Origin of the sequence: Methylibium sp. T29-B, assembly GCF_000576225.1 — a bacterium.
Taxonomy (GTDB): domain Bacteria; phylum Pseudomonadota; class Gammaproteobacteria; order Burkholderiales; family Burkholderiaceae_C; genus Methylibium; species Methylibium petroleiphilum.
Genome location: NZ_AZSN01000091.1, coordinates 1 through 15,399, shown reverse-complemented (window position 1 = coordinate 15,399; position 15,399 = coordinate 1). Strand labels below are relative to the sequence as shown.

General features: G+C 70.5%; 12 protein-coding genes, 1 tRNA gene and 3 pseudogenes. 12 read left to right on the top strand and 4 right to left on the bottom strand.

The features are described 5' to 3' along the window. Together Y694_RS14285 and Y694_RS14280 are read right to left on the bottom strand one after the other, a co-directional pair. A partial coding sequence (locus Y694_RS14285) for a DNA repair protein RecN (RefSeq protein ID WP_036233551.1) occupies positions 1–1,188 on the bottom strand: 1,188 nt, incomplete at its 3' end. A gap of 29 nt (positions 1,189–1,217) precedes the next feature. Continuing rightward, positions 1,218–2,123, bottom strand: coding sequence for an NAD kinase (locus tag Y694_RS14280; RefSeq protein WP_011830908.1), 906 nt, complete (start codon positions 2,121–2,123; stop codon positions 1,218–1,220). An 86-nt stretch (positions 2,124–2,209) separates the two neighbouring features. On the opposite strand from Y694_RS14280, the pseudogene hrcA reads away from it, so the two are divergent. Next, positions 2,210–3,237, top strand: a pseudogene (hrcA, locus tag Y694_RS14275) (heat-inducible transcriptional repressor HrcA). 3 nt (positions 3,238–3,240) lie between these two features. Here hrcA and fumC read toward each other — a convergent pair. Then, a complete protein-coding gene (fumC, locus tag Y694_RS14270) occupies positions 3,241–4,647 on the bottom strand; it encodes a class II fumarate hydratase (RefSeq protein ID WP_036233548.1) in 1,407 nt (468 codons plus the stop codon). A 120-nt stretch (positions 4,648–4,767) separates the two neighbouring features. On the opposite strand from fumC, the gene Y694_RS14265 reads away from it, so the two are divergent. The 3 genes from Y694_RS14265 (at position 4,768) to Y694_RS14255 (ending at position 6,640) form a co-directional block, all read left to right on the top strand. Then, positions 4,768–4,844 (top strand) — tRNA-Ile (locus tag Y694_RS14265). Between the two features lie 152 nt (positions 4,845–4,996). Beyond that, positions 4,997–5,281, top strand: coding sequence for a helix-turn-helix transcriptional regulator (locus Y694_RS14260; RefSeq protein WP_036233546.1), 285 nt, complete (start codon positions 4,997–4,999; stop codon positions 5,279–5,281). Between the two features lie 6 nt (positions 5,282–5,287). Next, positions 5,288–6,640: a type II toxin-antitoxin system HipA family toxin gene (locus tag Y694_RS14255; RefSeq protein ID WP_036233543.1), complete on the top strand. Its 1,353-nt coding sequence runs from the start codon at positions 5,288–5,290 to the stop codon at positions 6,638–6,640. Between the two features lie 7 nt (positions 6,641–6,647). On the opposite strand, the gene Y694_RS22640 is transcribed toward Y694_RS14255, so the two are convergent. Further along, a complete protein-coding gene (locus tag Y694_RS22640) occupies positions 6,648–8,699 on the bottom strand; it encodes a bifunctional diguanylate cyclase/phosphodiesterase (RefSeq protein WP_051495793.1) in 2,052 nt (683 codons plus the stop codon). 201 nt (positions 8,700–8,900) lie between these two features. Between Y694_RS22640 and Y694_RS14245 the strand changes: the two are divergent. The 8 genes and pseudogenes from Y694_RS14245 to Y694_RS14210 all read left to right on the top strand — a co-directional run. Continuing rightward, a pseudogene (locus Y694_RS14245) lies at positions 8,901–10,360 on the top strand (2-hydroxymuconic semialdehyde dehydrogenase). A 21-nt stretch (positions 10,361–10,381) separates the two neighbouring features. Then, positions 10,382–11,179: a 2-oxopent-4-enoate hydratase gene (dmpE, locus tag Y694_RS14240; RefSeq protein WP_036233554.1), complete on the top strand. Its 798-nt coding sequence runs from the start codon at positions 10,382–10,384 to the stop codon at positions 11,177–11,179. Beyond that, positions 11,176–11,970 (top strand): 2-oxo-3-hexenedioate decarboxylase, encoded by a 795-nt coding sequence (gene dmpH, locus Y694_RS14235; protein WP_036233541.1) that lies wholly within the window; start codon positions 11,176–11,178, stop codon positions 11,968–11,970. The genes dmpE and dmpH overlap by 4 nt, the downstream gene beginning before the upstream one ends. A gap of 26 nt (positions 11,971–11,996) precedes the next feature. Continuing rightward, positions 11,997–12,212 (top strand): 2-hydroxymuconate tautomerase, encoded by a 216-nt coding sequence (locus Y694_RS14230; protein WP_036233539.1) that lies wholly within the window; start codon positions 11,997–11,999, stop codon positions 12,210–12,212. Next, positions 12,212–13,135 (top strand): acetaldehyde dehydrogenase (acetylating), encoded by a 924-nt coding sequence (locus Y694_RS14225; protein ID WP_036233537.1) that lies wholly within the window; start codon positions 12,212–12,214, stop codon positions 13,133–13,135. Before Y694_RS14230 ends, Y694_RS14225 begins: the two co-directional genes overlap by 1 nt. Beyond that, positions 13,135–14,210, top strand: a pseudogene (dmpG, locus tag Y694_RS14220) (4-hydroxy-2-oxovalerate aldolase). The gene Y694_RS14225 and the pseudogene dmpG overlap by 1 nt, the downstream one beginning before the upstream one ends. Positions 14,211–14,223: 13 nt before the next feature. Further along, a complete protein-coding gene (locus Y694_RS14215) occupies positions 14,224–14,982 on the top strand; it encodes an SDR family oxidoreductase (protein WP_036233535.1) in 759 nt (252 codons plus the stop codon). Between the two features lie 14 nt (positions 14,983–14,996). Next, a partial coding sequence (locus Y694_RS14210; protein ID WP_036233533.1) for a 4-oxalocrotonate tautomerase occupies positions 14,997–15,399 on the top strand: 403 nt, incomplete at its 3' end.

Below are 15,399 nucleotides of genomic sequence, written 5' to 3'. Positions count from 1 at the left end.
CAGCGCCACCTCGAAGCGCCCGCCGGCCATGCCGAGCTGCTGCATCGCCGCCGTCACCGACGCGGCGAGCCGCGGTGCCGCGGCCTTGCGTTGCGAGCTGACGGCCTGCGCCGCGGTGTCGTAGGCCTGGCGCGTGGTCTGCACCCGGGCCTCCAGCGCGTCGAGGTCGGTCGCGGCGTCGAGCCGGGTGAGCTCGTCGCGCCAGGCGGCCCGCAGTGCCGGCAATTCCTCGGCCGGCCGGCGGAAGCGCCGCGCGAGGCCCATCCACGCCGCCAGCCGCTCGTCGAGCGCCTGCAGGCGCTCCGGGTCCAGCTCGCCGTGGCGCAGCGTGGCGTGCAGCGTGTGGGCGGCGTCCTGCAGCTGGGCCTGCGCGCTCTTCAGCACCTCGAAGGGATCGCGCAGCGCCGGGTCGTGGTCGAGCACACCTTCGAGCGCACCGATCGCCTGGGCGCTGCGCGCGTCGGCCGAGTCGTCGTCCTCGCTGATCGCGGCCAGCGCCGCCTGCACCGCGTCGATGATGGCCTGCGCGTGGCTCAGGCGGTGGTGCTCGGCGTTGAGCTCCGGCCATTCGTCGGCGCCGGGGGCCAGCTTGTCGAGCTCGGCGATCTGCCATTGCAGCCGCTCGCGCTCGCGTTCCAGGTCGGCCTGGCGGCTGCGCGCGTCGGCGAGCTGTTCGCTTGCGCTGCGCCACGCGCTCCAGGCGGCGGCCAGCGGCGCGGTGTCGAGGCCGGCATAGCCGTCGAGCAGGCCGCGCACCGCGTCGGGCCGCGTCAGGCTCTGCCAGGCGTGCTGCCCGTGGATGTCGACCAGGTGCTCGCCCGCCTCGCGCAGCTGGCCGATGGTGGCCGGGCTGCCGTTGATCCACGCACGGCTCTTGCCCTGGGCGTCGAGCGTGCGGCGCAGCAGCAGGGGGTCGTCGCCACCGTCCTCTTCATCGGCGAAGCCGGCATCGGCCAGCCAGGGCCGCAGCGAGGCCGGCGTGTCGAACTCGGCGCTGATCTCGGCGCGCGTCGCGCCCTCGCGCACCACGCCGGCGTCGCCGCGGTGGCCGAGCGCGAGCTGCAGCGCATCGACCAGGATGGACTTGCCGGCACCGGTCTCGCCGGTGAGCGCGGTGAACCCGGCCTGCAGGTCGAGCTCGAGCGCGGGCACGATGACGAAGTCGCGCAGGGCGATGCGCTTCAGCATGGGGTCTTCCTCAGCGTGCCGCCCACGGCTCAGGAGTGCGCGCCGTCGGGCAGCACACCTTCGTTCCAGTGCAGCTTGCGGCGCAGCGTGGCATAGAAGTTCCAGCCGCGCGGGTGCAGCACGCGCACGCGGTGCTCGCTGCGGCGCACGCAGATGCGGTCGCCGTGCAGCAGGCTGGCGAGGCTCTGGTGGTCGAAGTTCACGCTGGCATCGCGGCCGGCGACGATCTCGATGCGCACCTCGCTGTCGTCGGGCAGCACGATGGGGCGATTGGACAGCGCATGCGGCGCGATCGGCACCATCAGCCAGCCCGAGATGCCCGGGTGCAGGATCGGCCCGCCGGCCGACAGCGCGTAGGCGGTCGAGCCGGTGGGCGACGAGATGATCAGCCCGTCGGCGCGGAAATTGGCCACGAACTGGTCCTGCACATCGACCCGCAGCTCCACCATGCCGGCGCTGGCGCCGCGGCTCACCACCACGTCGTTGACGGCGAAGGTCTCGTAGATCACGTCGAACTCGTCGCCCGAGGGCCGCTTGACGCAGCCTTCCAGCATGGTGCGGTGCTCTTCCTCGTAGTCGCCGGCGATCATGGGTGCGATGGTCTCGCGGAACTCTGCCATCGGGATGTCGGTCATGAAGCCGAGCCGGCCCTGGTTGATGCCGATCAGCGGCACGCCGTAGCGCGCCAGTTGCCGCGCGGTGCCGAGCATGGTGCCGTCGCCGCCGACCACGACCGCCAGGTCGCAGTGCTTGCCGATCTGGGCGGCGTCGAGCGCGCCGTAGTCGGGCAGGCCGACGGCCATGGCGGTGGTGGTGTCGAGCGAGACCTCGAGCCCCTGGTTCGTGAGGAACTCGGCCACGCTGGCAAGCACCTGGCGACTGCCCGGCGCCTGGTATTTGCCGACGAGGGCAGCGTGACGGAAACGGCTCGCCATGGTGAGAGAAATTACACCACAGCCATTCGACGCGGCGCGCACCTCGCCACATGCCCGCAAAACCGCGCCCTACAATGATTTCCACCATGCTCGACGAACGTGCCAAGACCCTGTTGAAGACGCTGGTCGAGCGCTATATCGCCGATGGTCAGCCGGTCGGGTCGCGCACGCTGTCGCGGGCGTCCGGGCTGGAGCTGAGCCCGGCCACCATCCGCAACGTGATGGCCGACCTGGAGGAGCTGGGCCTGATCGCCAGCCCGCACACCAGCGCCGGGCGCATCCCACGGCGCGCGGCTACCGGCTGTTCGTCGACACCATGCTCACCGCGCGGCCGCTCGACATGGCGCGCAGCGAGCCGGGCCTGGCCGCTGCGCAAGAACAGCTGCAGCCTGACCAGCCGCAGCGCGTGATCACCCATGCGGCCCAGGTGCTGTCCAACCTGTCGCAGTTCGTCGGCGTGGTCACCGCGCCGCGCAAGGCCGGCGTGTTCCACCACATCGAGTTCATGCGCCTGGGCGAGCGGCGCGTGCTGGTGATCCTGGTCTCGCCCGACGGCGACGTGCAGAACCGCGTGATCTTCACCGCGCGCGACCACAGCCCGGCCGAGCTGGTGGAGGCCAGTAACTTCATCAACGCCCACTACAGCGGCCTCAGCATCGAGGCGGTGCGCGAGCGGCTCAAGACCGAGATCGACGCGCTGCGCGGCGAGATCGCCCTGCTGATGCAGGCCGCGGTGCAGTTCGGCAGCGAAGCCGCCGACGGCGAGAACGAGCAGGTGGTGGTCTCGGGCGAGCGCAACCTGCTGACGATGCAGGACTTCTCCAGCGACATGGGCTCGCTGCGCAAGCTGTTCGACCTGTTCGAGCAGAAGACCCAGCTGATGCGCCTGCTCGACGTGAGCAGCCGCGCCGAGGGCGTGCGCATCTACATCGGCGGCGAGAGCCAGATCGTGCCGTTCGAGGAGCTGTCGGTGGTGTCGGCGCCGTACGAGGTGGACGGCAAGATCGTCGGCACGCTGGGCGTCATCGGCCCCACGCGCATGGCGTACGACCGCATGATCCAGATCGTCGACATCACCTCGCGGCTGGTGACGCAGGCGCTGAGCCAGAAGTAGCGCTCAACCCGGCCCGATCATCCGCTCCGGCCGCACCCACGCATCGAACTGCTCGCCCGTCAGGTGCCCCGAGGCCACGGCCGCCTCGCGCAGCGTCAGCCCCTCGGCGTGCGCCTTCTTCGCGATCTGCGCGGCCTTGTCGTAGCCGATGTGCGGGTTCAACGCCGTCACCAGCATCAATGAGCGTTGCAGCAGTTCGGCGATGCGGCCACGGTCCGGCTCGATGCCCCGCGCGCAATGCGCATCGAAGCTGCGCGCGCCGTCGGCCAGCAGCCGGAGGCTCTGCAGCACGTTGTGGATGATCACCGGCTTGTAGACGTTGAGCTCGAAGTTGCCCGACGCGCCGGCGACGTTCACCGCCACGTCGTTGCCCAGCACCTGGCAGCACGCCATCGTCAAAGCCTCGCACTGCGTGGGGTTCACCTTGCCGGGCATGATGGAACTGCCCGGCTCGTTCTCCGGAATGCGCAGCTCGCCCAGCCCCGAGCGCGGGCCCGAGGCCAGCCAGCGCACGTCGTTGGCGATCTTCATCAGCGACGCCGCCAGCGTCTTCAGCGCGCCGTGCGCATGCACCAGCGCGTCGTGCGCCGCCAGCGCCTCGAACTTGTTGGGCGCCGACACGAAGTCGGTCCCCGCGGCCTGCGACAGCGCCTGCGCCACCCGCGTGCCGAACTCCGGGTGCGCATTGAGCCCGGTGCCCACCGCGGTGCCGCCCAGCGCCAGCTCGCGCAGGTGCGGCAGCGCGGCGCGCAGATGGCCGATGCCGTGCGCCAGCTGCGCCACCCAGCCCGACATCTCCTGCCCCAGGCTCAGCGGCGTGGCGTCCTGCAGGTGGGTGCGGCCGATCTTCACCAGCTCGGCGTAGGCGCGTGCCTTGCCGGCCAGCGTGTCGTGCAGCGTGGCCAGCGCCGGCAGCAGCGCGTCCTCGATCGCGCGGACCGCGGCCACGTTCATCGCGGTGGGGAACACGTCGTTCGACGACTGCCCGCGGTTCACCTCGTCGTTCGGATGCACGAGCCGCTGCTCGCCCACCGGCCCGCCCAGCAGCTGCGAGGCACGGTTGGCCAGCACCTCGTTCATGTTCATGTTGCTCTGCGTGCCCGAGCCGGTCTGCCACAGCGACAGCGGAAACTCGTCGGCATGCTGTCCGGCGATCACCTCGTCGGCCGCGGCGATGATGGCCTCGGCCTTGCGCGCGTCGAGCACGCCCAGGTCGCGGTTCACCTGGGCGGCGCAGCGCTTCACCAGCGCCAGCGCCAGCAGCAGCTCCGGCGGCATGCGCTCGGTGGAGATGTCGAAGTGGTGCAGCGAACGCTGCGTCTGCGCCCCCCACAGCCGGTCGCCGGGCACGGCGATGTCGCCGAAGCTGTCGCGTTCGATGCGCGCTGGGGTCGTCGTGGGTGTCGTCATGGCGTGCCTCCCGATCGCAGGGCCAGAGCCATGGTAGCGATGCCTACAATCCGCGCTGGTGCCGGGTCGATCGCCTTCCTGGAAGCAAGCGCTTCGCGGAACGCCATGGTCCCGAGCAAGGGGCCGTTAGCTCAGTTGGTTAGAGCAGAGGACTCATAATCCTTTGGTCGTTGGTTCAAGTCCAACACGGCCTACCAGCAAACACCAAGCGATCTGCGCGCGGTCCCCGGGCGGCGTCATCGTTGGCCGAGATCAGCCTTCGAGCTGTATTCTCTAAATACAGCGTAACTTGAGTAAATCAAGATTACAGCCTATAGTGCGTTTAACGACGCTACCAACGAGCGGCTGTATGGACGAGTTCCCGGTGCGCACGGCAGACCAGCTTCCCGGCCTGCTGCAGAGCTTTCGCAAGGCGGCCGGCCTGACGCAGGCAGACCTTGCCGCACGGCTCGGGGTCACGCAGCAGACGCTGTCTGCGCTCGAGCGCAATGCAGGCACCGTCAGCGCGGCCCGGCTGATGAAGCTGCTCAGCATCCTCGACGTCGAGCTCGTGCTGAGGCAACGGGGGCCTTCAGGTGCCGCTTCACCCAAGGCGGGCGGCGCACCCGGCGGGCCCGGCAAGGCGCAGTGGTAGCTGCCGATGGGAAGGCGATCGCACACGCGCACGCTCGCCTTGTGGATGAACGGCGAGCGGGTGGGGGCCTGGAGCGCCTCGCCCGCCGGAGACGAGTTGCGCTACGACGCGGGCTGGTTGCGTTCGCCGCAGGTGAGGCCGCTGTCCCTGTCATTGCCCTTCAGGCCGGGCAATCCGCCGCACAAGGGCAACGCCGTCCGTGACTACTTCGAGAACCTGCTCCCGGACAGCCGACCGATCCGTGAACGTCTGGCACGCCGGTTCAAGACAGCGACCACAGACGCCTTCGACCTGCTGACCGAGATCGGCCGCGATTGCGTCGGTGCGCTGCAGATCCTGCCCGACGGGCAGGACCCCGGCGATGTGAAGACCGTCCAGGCCCGGCCGCTCGACGAGGCGGGTGTGGCGCGGGCGCTGAACGCCACGCTCATGCCCAGCGGCTTCGACCAACGAACCGCGGACGCGGACGAGTTCCGCATCTCGATCGCCGGTGCACAGGAGAAGACGGCGCTGCTGTGGCACGAGGGTCGGTGGTGGCGTCCGACGGGATCGACACCCACCACCCACATCCTGAAGTTGCCGCTGGGCCTGGTGGGGAACATGAAGCTCGACCTGCGCGACTCGGTGGAGAACGAATGGCTGTGCGCCCAGGTGCTGGAGGCCTACGGCCTGCCCGTCGCGCGCTGCCACCCGCTGGCGTTCGAGGGTCAGCGCGTCCTCGGCGTCGAGCGTTTCGACCGGATGTGGGCAGACGATGGCGCCTGGATCATTCGCCTGCCGCAGGAAGACATGTGCCAGGCCACCGGCACGCCGGCACACGCCAAATACGAGGCCGACGGCGGCCCGGGCATCGACCGCATTCTGGAGGTGCTGAACGCCTCGCGTCGTCGCGTTCAGGACCGTGAGAACTTCTTCCGGGCCCAGCTGATGTTCTGGCTGATGTGCGCGCCGGACGGGCATGCCAAGAACTTCAGCATCGCGCTGCACGCGGGCGGTGCCTTCTCGATGACGCCGCTCTACGACGTGGTGTCCGCCTATCCCGTGCTGGGCAACGGCCTCAACCGGATTTCTCCGCATCGCGTCAAGCTGGCGATGGCGCTGCGTTGCACCAACGCGCACTGGCGCATGCGCGACTTCCTGCGCCGGCATTGGGAGGCGATCGGGCGACGGGGCGGGATCGTGTCTGCGTCGGGGCAGGGCGTGGACAGGTTGATCCAGGACGTCATCGACAGGACCCCCGTCGCATTGGACGCGGTGGCCGCGAAGCTGCCTGCCGGCTTTCCTGCGCACGTTGCCGACTCGATCTTGAATGGCATCGCCGCCGCCGTGCGCAAGCTCGAGGCGGCGAACACCGCGTGAAGGCTGATCAAGCCGCCGTCGCCCGCGGCCCCTCACCCAGTCCCGGCAGCTCGCCGGCCGGGACCGGCCGCCCGAACAGGTAGCCCTGACCCAGGGCGCAGCCCATGCGCAGCAGGCGCGTGGCGTCGGCTTCGGTCTCGATGCCCTCGGCGACGGCCGGCACGCCCAGGCTGCGCGACAGGCCGATGATGGCGTCCACCACCTTGGCGCTCTGCGGTCGTTCGCGCAGCGTGTGCACGAACGAGCGGTCGATCTTGATCTTGTCGAAGTCCAGCTCCGCCAGGTAGGCGAGGCTGGAGTGGCCGGTGCCGAAGTCGTCGAGCGTGACGGTGAAGCCCGCCAGCTTCAGGTCGCGCATCACGCGGCGCGCTGCGGAGGTGTCGCGCACCAGCGCGGTCTCGGTCAGTTCCACGTCCAGCCGCGCCGGCGGCACGCCGTGCTCGGCCAGCAGGGCCAGCAGCTGCGGCACCAGCGTCTCGTCCTGGATCTGCTGAGGCGCCACGTTCACCGACACGCGCCAGTGCGCCGGCAGGCCCGGCAGTTCGGCCAAGGCGCTGCGCAGCACGGCCAGCATCAGCGTGCCGATCAGGCCCGCGTCCTCGGCCAGCGCGATGAACTGCGCCGGCGGCAGCAGCCCACGCTGCGGGTGCTGCCAGCGCGCCAGCAGTTCCACCGACTGCACGCGCTGGCTGTTCAGCTCGACGATGGGCTGGAAGTAGGCCACGAACTCGCCGCGGGTGAGACCGTCCCGCATGGCCTGTTCCAGTGCGGCGCGCTCGGCCACCAGCTCGTCGAGGCCCACGTTGTAGAAGCTCAGGCCGCCACGGCTCTCGGCCTTGGCGCGGTAGAGCGCCGAGTCGGCCTTGCGCAGCAGTTCGTCGGCGTCGCGCCCGTCGTCCGGGAAGCGGGCGATGCCCACCGTCGCGCCGATGGTCACGCTGAGCGGCCCGATCTGCATCGGCTCGCTCATCGCGCGCACCACGCGTTCGGCCAGGTGGTGCGCCGCCGAGGGCTGCACGTCGTCGCCCACCAGCACCACGAACTCGTCGCCGCCGTAGCGCGCGCAGGTCTCGCCGCCACGCAGGATGTGGCTCAGGCGCCGCGCCACTTCCTTCAGCACCCGGTCGCCCACCAGGTGGCCGTGGCGGTCGTTGATCGGCTTGAAGCGGTCCAGGTCGATCATCAGCACCGCGAGGTGGGTGCCGGCCCGTTCGGCGCGCGCCATGGCGGCGGCCATCTCGTCGTGCAGTGCCGCGCGGTTGGGCAGGCCGGTGAGCAGGTCGCTGGCGGCCAGGTGCTTCACGCGCTGCTCGGCATGCAGGAAGCGCGTGCGCGAGCCGGCCAGGCGGCGCCAGAGAAAGGCCCCGAGCAGCCCGCCGCACACCAGCAACCCGACCCCGAACAGTGCATTGCGGCGCCGCAGTGTGCTGATCTCGTTCCTGGCGGCGGTCACCGTGGCTTCGCTGAAGTCGGCGATGGCCTGCTGCAGCAGGCCGGATTGCTCGCGGTAGCGATCGCCCTCGAAGATCTTGCGCGCGATGTCGGCCGCGCCCACGGTCACCGCCTCGAAGGCCGATTCGCGCATGTCTTCCAGTTCGGTGGTCGCGCTGCGCGTCTCGCTGTCGAAGCGCTCGATGGCGTGGGCCGGCGCCAGGCTGCGAGCCTCGGCCTGCAGGCGCTCGAACTCGAGCCGCTGCCTGTCGAAGCGCTCCACCCAGCGCGGCTGGCCGGTGATCACGGCCATATGGGCGGCCGTGGTCCGCTCCAGGTCCACCAGGCGCATCGCCCCGGCCACGCGCAGGGCCTCGGCGTGGCGGCGCGCGGCGGCCTGCTCGGCGGTGCTGGACAGCCAGCGCTCGCCGACCAGCATGGCGAGCAGGACCGCCGCACCCACCAGCACCAGGCCCAGGGCGCGGCGGGCCTCGCCCATCGCCTGCCCGACGATCGACGCCGTGGGCAGCAGGTTGCCCGACGCATCGGCCGATTCGGCGGGCGCCCGCGTGTCGCGGCCGTCCGCGGCCGGGGCGTTGGCGGCGTCTAGGGCAGGGCGGCGGAGCATGGGCGTGGCAGGAACAAGTAACAAGTCGCCGGGACGGGATCTCCCTCAACTTCGGCCGAATGTAGCCCGGCTTGAATGCCGCCGGGCCTGCCCGGGCGTGGCGCACCCAATACCGGTGCGGTATGAGTCACACGGCGCAAAGGTATTGGACGCCCCGACACGCCGATTTCTAAACTGCCTGCAACGACATCGAGGAACGCCGTGCGGACGCTGCAGCATTTCATCAACGGCGAGTTCACCTCGTCTTCCCAGGGCAAGACCTTCTCCAAGCGCTCGCCGGTGGACAACCGGGTGATCGCCAGCGTGGCCGAGGCCGGCGAGGCGGAGGTCGACGCCGCGGTGACGGCGGCGCGCCGCGCGCTGCACGGCGACTGGGCGCGGCTCGGCACCGAGAAGCGGGTGGCCCTGCTGCACGCCGTGGCCGACGAGATCACGCGCCGCTTCGACGACTTCGTCGAGGCCGAGGAGGCCGACACCGGGCAGCCGCACCATGTGATCGCGCACGCCTTCGTGCCGCGCGGCGCGGCCAACTTCAAGGTCTTCGCCGACGTGGTGAAGAACGTGCCGGCCGAGTCCTTCCAGATGGAAACGCCCGACGGCCGCGGCGCGCTGAACTACGCGATCCGCAAGCCCAAGGGCGTGATCGCGGTGGTCTGCCCGTGGAACGCGCCGCTGCTGCTGATGACCTGGAAGGTCGGCCCGGCGCTGGCCTGCGGCAACACGGTGGTCGTCAAGCCGTCCGAGGAAACGCCGCTGTCGGCCACGCTGCTGGGCGAGGTGATGAACACGGTCGGTGTGCCGCCGGGCGTCTACAACGTGGTGCACGGCTTCGGCCCCGGCGCCGCGGGCGAGTTCCTGACCCGCCACGACGGCGTGGATGCCATCACCTTCACCGGCGAGACGCGCACCGGCACCGCCATCATGAAGGCCGCTGCCGACGGCATCCGCGACGTGTCCTTCGAGCTCGGCGGCAAGAACGCCGGCATCGTGTTCGCCGATGCCGACTTCGACGCCGCGGTCGACGGCATCTTCCGCTCGGCCTTCATGAACACCGGCCAGGTCTGCCTGGGCACCGAGCGCGTCTACGTCGAGCGGCCGCTGTTCGAGCGCTTCGTGCAGGCGCTCAAGCTGCGCTGCGAGGCGGTGAAGTTCGGCCGGCCCAGCGACCCGGGCGCCAACTACGGGCCGCTGATCAGCCAGGAGCACCGCCGCAAGGTGCTGTCCTACTACGAGCGCGCGGTCGCCGAGGGCGCCACCGTCGTGACCGGCGGCGGCGTGCCGCCGATGCCGGCCGAACTGGCCGAAGGCGCCTGGTCCAGCCCACGATCTGGACCGGCCTGCCCGAGACCGCCAGCGTGGTGCGCGAGGAGATCTTCGGGCCCTGCTGCCACGTCCGGCCGTTCGACAGCGAGGACGAGGTGGTGGTGCTGGCCAACGCCAACCGCTACGGCCTGTCGACCACGCTGTGGACGCGCGACCTGGCCCGCGCCCACCGTGTGGCAGCCGCCATCGAGGTGGGCATCACCTGGGTCAACAGCTGGTTCCTGCGCGACCTGCGCACGCCGTTCGGCGGCTCGAAGCAGTCGGGCATCGGCCGCGAAGGGGGCGTGCACTCGCTGGAGTTCTACACCGACCTGCGCAACGTCTGCATCAAGCTCTGAGACGGCCGCGACAGCACCATGATGAACAACGAAACCATCGAACGCTACGGCGACGAGCTGTACGAGGCGCTGCTCGCGCGCCGCGTCGTGGCGCCGCTGCTGGAGCGCGAGCCGCAGATCCGCGTCGAGGACGCCTACCGCATCCAGCTGCACATGGTGGCGCGCCGCGTGGCGGCCGGCGAGCGCGTGGTCGGCAAGAAGATCGGCGTGACCAGCAAGCCGGTGCAGGACTTCCTGGGCGTCTACGAGCCCGACTTCGGCCAGCTCACCTCGGGCATGGCGCGCAGCGAGGCCGAGGGCGTGGACCTTGGCGCGCTGATCCAGCCCAAGGCCGAGGCCGAACTGGCCTTCGTGCTGGAGCGCGACCTGGCCGGTCCGGGCGTGACCGCCGCCGACGTGATCCGCGCCACCGCCTATGTCAGCCCCTGCTTCGAGATCGTCGATTCGCGCATCCGCGACTGGAAGATCAAGATCCAGGACACGGTAGCCGACAACGCCTCCTGCGGCGTCTACCTGCTCGGCGACGCCAAGGCCCACCCGCGTAATCTCGACGTGGCGCTGGCCGGCATGGTGCTCGAGAAGAACGGCGAGCTGCACTCCACCGGCGTCGGCGCCGCGGTGCAGGGCTCGCCGGTGCATGCGGTGGCCTGGCTGGCCAACACGCTGGGCGCGCTGGGCCTGCCGTTCCGGGCGGGCGAGGTGATCCTGTCCGGCTCGCAGTCGGCGCTGGTGCCGGTGATCGACGGCGACGAGCTGGTGTGCACCATCGGCGGCCTGGGCACCTGCCGCGCGCGTTTCCACGGAAGGAGTGCCCTGTGACCCTCACGCTGAGCCGCTCGGACATCGAGCGCCTGGCCGATCGCGTGGAGGCGGCGCAGGACCACGCCCGCGCGATCCCCAAGCTGACCGACGATTACCCGCGCATGGGCCTGGCCGACGGCTATGCGGTGCAGTCCGAGCTGCGCCGCCGCCGCATCCGGCAGGGCCACCGGCTGGTGGGCTGGAAGGCCGGCCTCACCTCCAAGGCCAAGATGCTGCAGATGGGCGTGGACGTGCCCTCGATCGGCTTCCTGATGTCGAACATGGCCCGCACCGACAACGCCGAGGTGCGCACCGACGACCTGGTGCACCCGCGCGTCGAGTGCGAGGTGGCCTTCGTGACGAAGAAGGACCTGCACGGGCCCCACTGCACGCGCGACGAGGTGCTGGCCGCGACCGACTTCGTGCTGCCCGCCATCGAGGTGATCGACTCGCGCTTCGCCGGCTTCAAGTTCGACCTGCCCAGCGTGGTGGCCGACAACGGCTCGTCGGCGCGCTTCGTGACCGGCGCGCGGGTGCGCGACGTCGCCGACCTCGACCTGCGCACGCTGGGCGTGGTGTTCGAGAAGAACGGCGTCTCGATCGGCATGGGCGCCACGGCCGCCGTGCTGGGCCATCCCGCCGAGGCGGTGGCGATGCTGGTGCGCGTGCTGGCCGAGCTCGACGAACAGCTGCCGGCCGGCAGCTTCGTGATGAGTGGCGGCATCACCGAGGCGGTGGCCGTGACGGCGGGGGACCACGTCGTCGCGCGCTACCAGGACCTCGGCAGTGTGTCGGTCCGCTTCATCTGAAGAAACTACGGCGAAGGAATTCCATCATGCCCATCATCCAGATGAACCTGCTCGAAGGCCGCACGGTCGAGCAGAAGCGCAACGTGGTCGCGGCCATCACCGAGGCGGTGGTGCGCACGCTGGACGTGCGGCCCGACCAGGTGCGCATCCTGATCAACGAACTCGGCGTCGAGCACTTCTCGGTCGCCGGCCAGACCGCGGCCATGCGTCAGGCCGCCGCTGCGAACGCGAAGGACCTGTGATGGCGACGAAGAAGATCCGCTGTGCCCTGATCGGCTCCGGCAACATCGGCACCGACCTGATCTACAAGTTGAAGCGCAGCGCGGTGCTGGAGCCGGTGTGGATGGTCGGCATCGACGCCGCCTCCGAAGGCCTGCAGCGCGCCCGCGACCTGGGCCTGAAGACCACCGCCGAGGGCGTGGACGGCCTGCTGCCGCATGTGAAGGCCGACGGCATCCAGATCGCCTTCGACGCCACCAGCGCCTACGTGCACCCCGAGAACTCGCGCAAGCTCAATGCGCTGGGCGTGCTGATGGTCGACCTCACGCCCGCGGCCGTGGGCCCGCTGTGCGTGCCGCCGGTCAACCTGCGCGAGCATGCCGCCAAGCTGGAGATGAACGTCAACATGATCTCCTGCGCCGGCCAGGCCACCATCCCCATCGTGCATGCCGTCGCGCGCGTGCAGCCGGTCGACTACGCCGAGATCGTGGCCAGCCTCGCCTCCAAGTCCATCGGCCCGGGCACGCGTGCCAACCTCGACGAGTTCACCTACACCACCTCCGACGCGCTGGTGCGCGTGGGCGGCGCGCGGCGCGGCAAGGCGCTGGCGATCATCAACCCGGCCGAGCCGCCGATGATCATGCGCAACACCATCAACTGCCTGACCGACGACGAGCCGCAGCAGGCCCGCATCATCGACTCGGTGCTGTCGATGATCGAGGAGGTGCAGCAGTACGTGCCCGGCTACAAGCTGGTCAACGGCCCGGTGTTCGACGGCAAGCGCGTCAGCGTGTTCATGCAGGTGGCCGGCCTCGGCGACTACCTGCCCACCTATGCCGGCAACCTGGACATCATGACCGCGGCGGCCTGCCGCACCGCGGAGATGTTCGCCGAGGAGATCCTCGCCGGCACGCTGCAACTCACCCCCGTGAAGGAGGCTGCCTGATGAGCGCCACACGTTCGATGGAACCCGACCTGCGTGGCCGCAAGGTCCTGCTGCACGACATGTGCCTGCGCGACGGCATGCATGCCAAGCGCGAGCAGATCCCGGTGGAGCAGATGGTCAAGGTGGCGATGGCGCTCGACGCCGCCGGCGTGCCGCTGATCCAGGTGACGCATGGCGCCGGCCTGGGCGGCAACTCGCTGCAGCACGGCTTCGCGCTGGCCAGCAACGAGGCCTACCTCAGCGCCGTGGCGCCGAAGATGAAGCAGGCCAAGATCTCGGTGCTGCTGATCCCCGGCCTGGGCACGATGCGCGAGCTGCAGTCGGCCTACGACTGCGGCGCGCGCAGCGTCACCGTGGCCACCCACTGCACCGAGGCCGACACCGCGCCGCAGCACATCGCCTATGCGCGCAAGCTCGGCATGGACACGGTGGGCTTCCTGATGATGGCGCACCTGAACGACCCCGAAGGGCTCGCGAAGCAGGGCAAGCTGATGGAGGACTACGGCGCGCAGACCGTCTACGTGACCGACTCCGCCGGCTACATGCTGCCGGCCGACGTGCGCGCCCGCGTGGCCGCACTGCGCGCGGTGCTGAAGCCCGAGACCGAGATCGGCTTCCACGGCCACCACAACCTGGGCATGGGCATCGCCAACTCCATCGCGGCCATCGAGGAGGGCGCGAGCCGCATCGACGGTTCGGTGGCCGGGCTGGGCGCCGGGGCCGGCAACACGCCGCTGGAGGTGTTCCTCGCGGTCTGCGACCGCATGGGCATCGAGACCGGCGTCGATCTCTTCAAGCTGATGGACGTGGCCGAGGACGTGATCGTGCCGATGATGGACACCTGGTGCGCGTGGACCGCGAGTCGCTGACGCTGGGCTTCGCCGGCGTGTACTCCACCTTCCTGCTGCACGCCAAGCGCGCGGCGGCGCGCTTCGGCGTGCCGGCGCGCGAGATCCTGGTCGAGCTGGGTCGCCGCAAGATGATCGGCGGCCAGGAAGACATGATCGAGGACACCGCGATGAGCATGGCCAAGGAACGCGGCCTGCTGAAGGACGTGAGCCGCAAGGCCGCTTGAGGAGGACAGGAACGTGAGCCAGAAACCCAAGGACATCGCCGTCGTCGTGGGCGCCACCGGCGCAATGGGCGCCGTGATCAGCCGGCGCCTCGCCGCCGAAGGCCTGAGCGTGCTCGCCGTGGCCCGCAAGGCCGACGCGCTGGCCTCGCTGGTGGACACCACGCCCGGCGTGCGGCCCTGCGTGGCCGACATCTCCAACGACTCGTCCATCGACGCCATCCAGGCCGCGCTCGATGCGCCGGTGCGCATGGTGGTGCACGGCCCCGGCGTGGCCACCGCGGGCGGCGTGCTGGTGGCGCCGACCGCGGCGGTGGTGGACGCGGTGAACATCAAGGTCGGCGGCATGATCCGGCTGGTGCGCGCGGTCGACGGCAAGCTGGTGCGCGGCTCGCGGCTGGTGGCCATCGGCGGGCACTACGGCTCCGAGCCCAACCCCTGGGCCGCGACCGCCGGCGTGGGCAATGCGGCGCTGACCAACCTGATGCGCCAGTATTCGTGGGCCTACGGTGCGCGCGGCGTGACGGCGCATGTGGTGCAGCCCGGCCCGGCCGACACCGACCGGCTGCGCCGCATCGCCGCCGACCGCGCGGCGCGCGGCGGCATCAGCCTCGAGGCGGCGCTGGACGAGTACCGCGCCGAATCGGCCCTCGGCGCGCTCACCACGCCCGAGCAGGTGGCCTGGGCCATCGCGCTGCTGCTCGCCCCCGAGGCCGACGCGCTGGCCGGCAGCACGCTGTTCATGGACGCCGGTCGCCGCAAGGGCATGGCCTGAGGCCGGACGCCATCATGCCCATCCTCGAATACCGCCTCACCGCCGGCCGCCACAGCGACGACCAGATCGGCGAATTGCTGCTCGCCTCGGCCCGACTCTATGCCGAGGTGCTGAAGAGTCCGCTGGACCGCGTGCGCGTCACCGCCACGCTGCACCAACCGCAGCATGCGGTGGTGGCCGGCCGGCTGGTCAGCGACGGCGCACCGTCGGCACCGTTCTTCCACTTCCTGGTGCTCGAAGGCCGGCCGCTCGACGAGTGCCAGGCGCTGATCGCCGGCTTCACCGACCTCGTGGTCAGCATCCTCGGCGTGGACCGCAGCCTGGTGCGCGGCGGCTGCTGGCCGATCCCGCCGCAGCTCTGGGGCATCGCCGGCACGCCGGCCAGCGTGATGCGGGCGCAGGAGGTGGCCGCGCGTG